The following is a 5,249-nucleotide window of genomic DNA, read 5'->3' on the forward strand; positions in this document are numbered from 1 at the left end:
CGGTCGTCACGCCCACCACGGCTTGCCTGGTCTGCATGGGGGACGTCGATCCGGACAAGGCGCGTCTCGAGGCGCTCAGCGACGAGGAACGACAAAGCCTTATCCGTCAGGGTTACGCCCCAGAGCTCGGTGAGCCCAACCCGTCTGTCATCACGTTCACCACAATCGCCGCGTCGCTAGCGGTGAACGAGTTGCTCTCTCGCGTCTTTGGCTATTGCGAGATGGAACCGGCCAACCGCCTTGTCGCTCGAATCGGGAGCCGAGAAATGAGCCGAACCCGGCATCTAACCCGGGGAACGCATCGCTGCGGCAAGTCAACCCATGTCGCGGTGGGCACCCAAGAGCCTTTCCTTGACTATGGATGGACGGATGCGTAAGAACCGATTCCGGCGTTGGCTCCGACGACACGGCATCTTCACCGGCCGGCTCACTCGCGTCAAGTACTACGCGGAGCACTCGGAACTACCTGACGTGCCACGAGCCAACGAACTGGCGATTGCTGGTACACCTGACCGTCCCAAATGGGCCTTGCTCGACTGCCCGTGCGGCCGCGGCCATACGATTCTGATGCCGCTCTCCGGCACGGCAAGTCCGCGTTGGACGGTGTCTGAGGTTGGTGCGGGTAGGCCATCGCTTCATCCTTCGATCGACAGAAACCGGGACGGAGGCGTGCGTTGCCACTTCTGGATTCACCACGGGCGGGTTGTCTGGGTGCAGTAGGGCCGACGGGCGTAGCCCTTCGTCGACGCGCTGAACTGGCTGGGTCTGAGGACAGTACGCGCTCAAAGGTGAAGGAGCGGTTTACCGAAGGGGTAAACGCCGCGGCATCCGTGCCCTAGCACCTTCAACACGGAGCACGTGCAGGCGACCCGATCCGCAAGCCGCTGCCCGAGACGTGGCGGGTTCGGATGATCCGATGGGCGGATCGCGAGGCGGCGCAATCGCTCAGTCGACACGCCAAACGTCTACCCCGAAGCATCCGAACGATATATCGTTGATATATCGTCGAGACCCAGATCGGGCCCCGGTTCAGGGAGGACATCATGAGCGCTTCGTACATGGGCGACAACTTCACCGGCGGCTCCGGCGGGTGGGGGCAGGGTCGCTCGGGGCCGAACCTGTGGGAGGCCATGGAGCAGCTGCGTGGCATGTTCGAGCAGAAGGTCGCACCGCGCATGGGCCGCGGCGACGTCCGCGCGGCGGTGCTCTCGCTCCTCGCCGAGAAGCCGATGCACGGCTACCAGATCATCAGCGAGATCGCCGAGCGCAGCGGCGGCGTGTGGAAGCCGAGCGCGGGCTCGGTGTATCCGACGTTGCAGCTGCTCGCCGACGAGGGACTCATCAGCGCCGAGGAGTCGAACGGCCGCAAGACGTACTCGCTCACCGAGGCGGGACGGGTCGAGGTCGAGGCATCCGCTGATCGACCGCAGCCGTGGCAGACCTCGAGCTCGCGCGAATCCGGCGGCATGGGGGCACTCCCGAAGGCCGGCATCGAGCTCGCACAGGCTGCGGCGCAGGTGCAGCGCACGGGCACTCCCGAGCAGGTCAAGCAGGCGGTCGAGGCGCTCGACGAGGCGCGTCGTCGCCTCTACTCGATCCTCGCTCAGGACTGACCTCGGTGGGCTCGGCACGTCGGGGTCCTGGGGACCCGACGCCCGACGTCGGCAACACGCGTGCCCGCTACCGGCGGATCCTGCGGTTCGCCGCGCGGTACATCGTGCAGACGTGGTGGTACGAGCTCGTGTTGCCCCGCATCGGCCTGGCCAAGGTCGCGGCGCGCGGGCGGGAAGCCCGGCTGACCCGCATCGCCCAGCGCTTCCACGTGCTCGCGGTCGACCTCGGCGGCCTCATGATCAAGGTCGGCCAGTACCTCTCGTCGCGCCTCGACATCCTGCCGCCCGAGATCACGAAGGAGCTCGCCGGCCTGCAGGACGAGGTGCCGCCCGTGCCGTTCGACGCGATCCGGCGCCTCGCCGCCGCCGAGCTGGGCGTACCGCTCGAGCAGGCGTACGCGTCGTTCGACCCCGAACCGCTGGCCGCGGCATCCCTCGGCCAAGCGCACCGCGCCACGCTCTCGCCGATCGACGCCGCCGACATGGGATACGACGAGGCCGTCGTCAAGGTGCAGCGACCGGGCATCGAGACGATCGTCGACGTCGACCTGTCGGCGCTGCGTCGCGTGGCCGGATGGCTCAGCCGCGTGCGATTCGTCGCGAACCACGTCGACCTCCCCTCGCTCGTCGAGGAGTTCGCCGTCACGAGCCTGCAGGAGATCGACTACCTGCAAGAGGCGGGCAACGCCGAGCGGTTCGCCGCGAGCTTCGCCGGCGACCCGCGCGTCGCCGCGCCCGAGGTCGTCTGGGAGCGCACGACCCGCCGCGTGCTGACCCTCGCCGACGTGACCGCGATCAAGATCAACGACCGCGAGGCTCTGCTCGCGGCGGGCATCGACCCGAAGGCGGTCGCGAAGCAGTTCGCGGCCGTCATGTTCGACCAGCTCTTCCGCGACGGCTTCTTCCACGCCGACCCGCACCCCGGCAACATCTTCGTCACGCCGGTCGAGCGGGTGACGGATGCCACGTGGGCGCCGGATGCCGCGTCGCGGGCGTCATCCGTTGCGCCCGGGGCATCCGCTGGCTCCCTCTCCTCCCCCGACTGGCGGCTCACCTTCATCGACTTCGGCATGATGGGCGAGGTGCCCGACGGGCTGCGTCGCGGACTGCAGCAGCTCTTGCTCGCGGTCGCCGCGCGTGACGGCAAGCGCCTGGTCGACAGCATCCGTGGGGTCGGAATCCTGCTGCCGTCGGCCGACACCGAGGAACTCGAGCGGGCGATGTCCGAGCTGTTCGCGCGCTTCGGAGGCATGGGACTCGCCGAGGTGCGGCAGATCGACGAGCGCGAGCTGCGCAGTTTCGCGATCGAGTTCGGAGAGACGATGCGGGCGCTGCCGTTCCAGCTGCCCGAGAACTTCCTGCTCGTCATCCGTTCGATGTCGCTGACCTCGGGCCTCTGCAGCTCGCTCGACCCCGACTTCAACATGTGGGACGCCGTCGAGCCCTACGCCGGCCAGCTCCTGCGCGACGAGCGGGGCAACATCGTGCAGGCGCTCGGCAAGGAGGCGCTGTCGTACGCCAGCATCGTCGCGCGCCTGCCGCAGCGCCTCGACGCGCTCGCCGACCGCGTCGAGGAGGGCCGCCTCGTCGCGCACTCGCCGCGGATCGAGCGGCGCCTGGCGAAGCTCGAGCGCACGGCCGGGCGGATCGTCTCGGCCGTCGTGTTCGTCGGCCTGTTCATCGGCGGCATCCTGCTTCGCCTCGACGAGCCGGTGTGGGGCGTGGCGCTGATGGTGGCGTCGGCGATCCCGCTGCTGCACGCGGTCTTCGGCGGGGTGTTCGGGCGGCGCGGTCGCGGATGATCGGAGCCCACGGCGAGGCCGGGCCATCTAGCGCCAGAGCCGCCGATAGAGGTTGCCGTCCGTGCCGTAGTGGTAGAGATCGATGGTGCCGTCGGTGTGCGAGACGGCGAAGGGAACATATTTCGTCTCAGAGGGGTGCGCTTCCCACCCCGACCATTGTTCGAACTCCCAGACACCCCACGTGATGCGAAGGTCCTTCGCCGCGTAGAACACCTCGTACTTGCCAAGCCCGCGGCTCGTCGCGGCCACTTCCCAACCCGCCATATTGTTGCCACCAAGTGACGTCCAGCCGACCCACTCATCTGTGTAGGTGCGGTAACGGTTCACCCAGATCCCCTTGTCCTCGCCTTTGCCGAACAGAATCCAGTCTTTTCCGTCCGAGATCAGCGTTGGCGGCCCGTAGAACAACCGATCGCCGACGGCCCCTTCAGACCAGGCTCCGTTCGGATTTTGCTTCATCCATACGTAGCGGTTGTCGTCGCGCCAGTTGACGATCATGGTCGTCTCCCCGTCGAGCGCAGAGACCGCCGGCCGATCCTTGATCACGTCGTTGGAGTCCTTCCAGTCCGACCATCCATGCCCGTCGAACGTGCAGTACCTCAGGCGACTGTTGAAGTTCACGGCAACCCAGAGGTTTCCGGCGCCGGATGCCGAGGCAGAGACACCCCGGAGCTTGCCCGTGTGCTCCGGCTGCAATGGCATCCCCATCCAGTGGAGGCGGTCCCACCGTGGCCCACTCTGCCAATCATCATTGGCGTAATCGAGCTCGTTGTTCGCGATGCGGAAGATGTCGATCTGGTTCGGCAATCTCGAGGCGAGCGCCGGTGGCGGGGTATCCCGCGATGGATCGAACAGCGTTGGACCGATGGCTTCCCAGTCCGACCACGTCATGATTCCCCCTCAGACATCTCGGATGCGTTCAAACGCGCACATCATCGTGGTTCCAAGCCGCGGCGACCATGCAGTGGAGATCAAATCCAACGGCGCCGATAGAGGTTGTCGTCCGTGCCGTAGTGGTAGAGATCGACGGTTCCCTCTGTGTGAGACACAGCGAACGGCGCGAAGTGCGTCTCGGATGGATGCCTTTCCCATCCGGATGTGTGCTCGCCATTCACGAAGAACGCACTCTCGATCTCGTAGTCGCCTCGCTGGTAGAACAGTTCGTACCTGCCGGGGCCGCTGGAGGTAGCGGCGACCTCAGACTGCGTCTCCCCACCCAGCGAGCGCCATCCCTGCCACCCGTCTGCCCAGTGGTTGGTCCATACTGCGGAGTCGAGCCCGACGCCGAAGAGGTCAAGCTCCCCGTCGCGAGTCGAGACGAGAGCCGGCGCGCCCCTGAACTGCTCGCCACCGTCGCCGATAACTGCCCACGACGTCCAGCTACCGTCCGCCCGTCGGCCTCGTCCGTGATACCGGCCTACGAAACCCTGATACCCCAGCAGGACCAAGCTGACCTCGTCCGGTGCCCAGGCAGCGATGGCGGGCTTCCCGGTGCCGTTGCCACCGGTGTCGACCCAACCAGACCACCCGTGCCCATCGAACTCGCGGAGCCACAGGCGTGTGTTCCAGTTCACCGCGATCTTCAAGCCACGGGCGTCTCGCGCCATCGCGGCCACCCCTTGGCGCGGGCCGGCTGTTGGTGGCCGATCCAGTTCGTTCCAGGCCAGCTGATCCCATCGCGGTCCGCTTGACCAGTCGTCGCTGGCATGAAGGATGCGATCCCCCGCAAACCTGAAGATGTCGATCTGGTTCGGAAGCCTTGACGCAAGAGCTGGACCTGGGTCGTCCGGGCTTGCGATCAGCGTCGGGCCAAGGTTCTCCCAGTCAGTCCACG

6 protein-coding genes are annotated in these 5,249 nt (G+C 66.7%); 4 read left to right on the forward strand and 2 right to left on the reverse strand.

Going from position 1 to position 5,249, the window contains the following annotated elements:
* From GH736_RS24635 to GH736_RS16670, 4 genes are all read left to right on the forward strand, one after another.
* A partial coding sequence (locus GH736_RS24635) for a hypothetical protein (RefSeq protein WP_203230817.1) occupies positions 1 to 377 on the forward strand: 377 nt, incomplete at its 5' end.
* On the forward strand, positions 370 to 720 hold the full coding sequence (locus GH736_RS25775) for a DUF6527 family protein (protein ID WP_407922361.1): 351 nt from the start codon (positions 370 to 372) through the stop codon (positions 718 to 720). The genes GH736_RS24635 and GH736_RS25775, both read left to right, overlap by 8 nt.
* Positions 721 to 1,043: 323 nt before the next feature.
* Positions 1,044 to 1,613: a PadR family transcriptional regulator gene (locus GH736_RS16665; protein ID WP_407922362.1), complete on the forward strand. Its 570-nt coding sequence runs from the start codon at positions 1,044 to 1,046 to the stop codon at positions 1,611 to 1,613.
* A gap of 5 nt (positions 1,614 to 1,618) precedes the next feature.
* Positions 1,619 to 3,415 (forward strand): ABC1 kinase family protein, encoded by a 1,797-nt coding sequence (locus tag GH736_RS16670; RefSeq protein ID WP_159605336.1) that lies wholly within the window; start codon positions 1,619 to 1,621, stop codon positions 3,413 to 3,415.
* A gap of 27 nt (positions 3,416 to 3,442) precedes the next feature.
* Here GH736_RS16670 and GH736_RS16675 read toward each other — a convergent pair whose 3' ends face one another.
* Both GH736_RS16675 and GH736_RS16680 read right to left on the reverse strand, forming a co-directional pair.
* Positions 3,443 to 4,306: a hypothetical protein gene (locus GH736_RS16675; RefSeq protein WP_159605338.1), complete on the reverse strand. Its 864-nt coding sequence runs from the start codon at positions 4,304 to 4,306 to the stop codon at positions 3,443 to 3,445.
* Between the two features lie 80 nt (positions 4,307 to 4,386).
* Positions 4,387 to 5,249, reverse strand: an 863-nt coding sequence (locus GH736_RS16680) for a hypothetical protein (protein ID WP_203230818.1), incomplete at its 5' end; no start/stop codon positions are given.

The organism is Agromyces humi (genome assembly GCF_009720255.1).
Classification (GTDB): Bacteria; Actinomycetota; Actinomycetes; order Actinomycetales; family Microbacteriaceae; genus Agromyces; species Agromyces humi.

Excerpts from the sequence above, each read along its gene's own strand:
- GH736_RS16665 (WP_407922362.1), top strand. The coding sequence starts at position 1,044 with ATGAGCGCTTCGTACATGGGCGACAACTTCACCGGCGGCTCCGGCGGG.
- GH736_RS16675 (WP_159605338.1), bottom strand. The coding sequence starts at position 4,306 with ATGACGTGGTCGGACTGGGAAGCCATCGGTCCAACGCTGTTCGATCCA.
- GH736_RS25775 (WP_407922361.1), top strand. The coding sequence starts at position 370 with ATGCGTAAGAACCGATTCCGGCGTTGGCTCCGACGACACGGCATCTTC.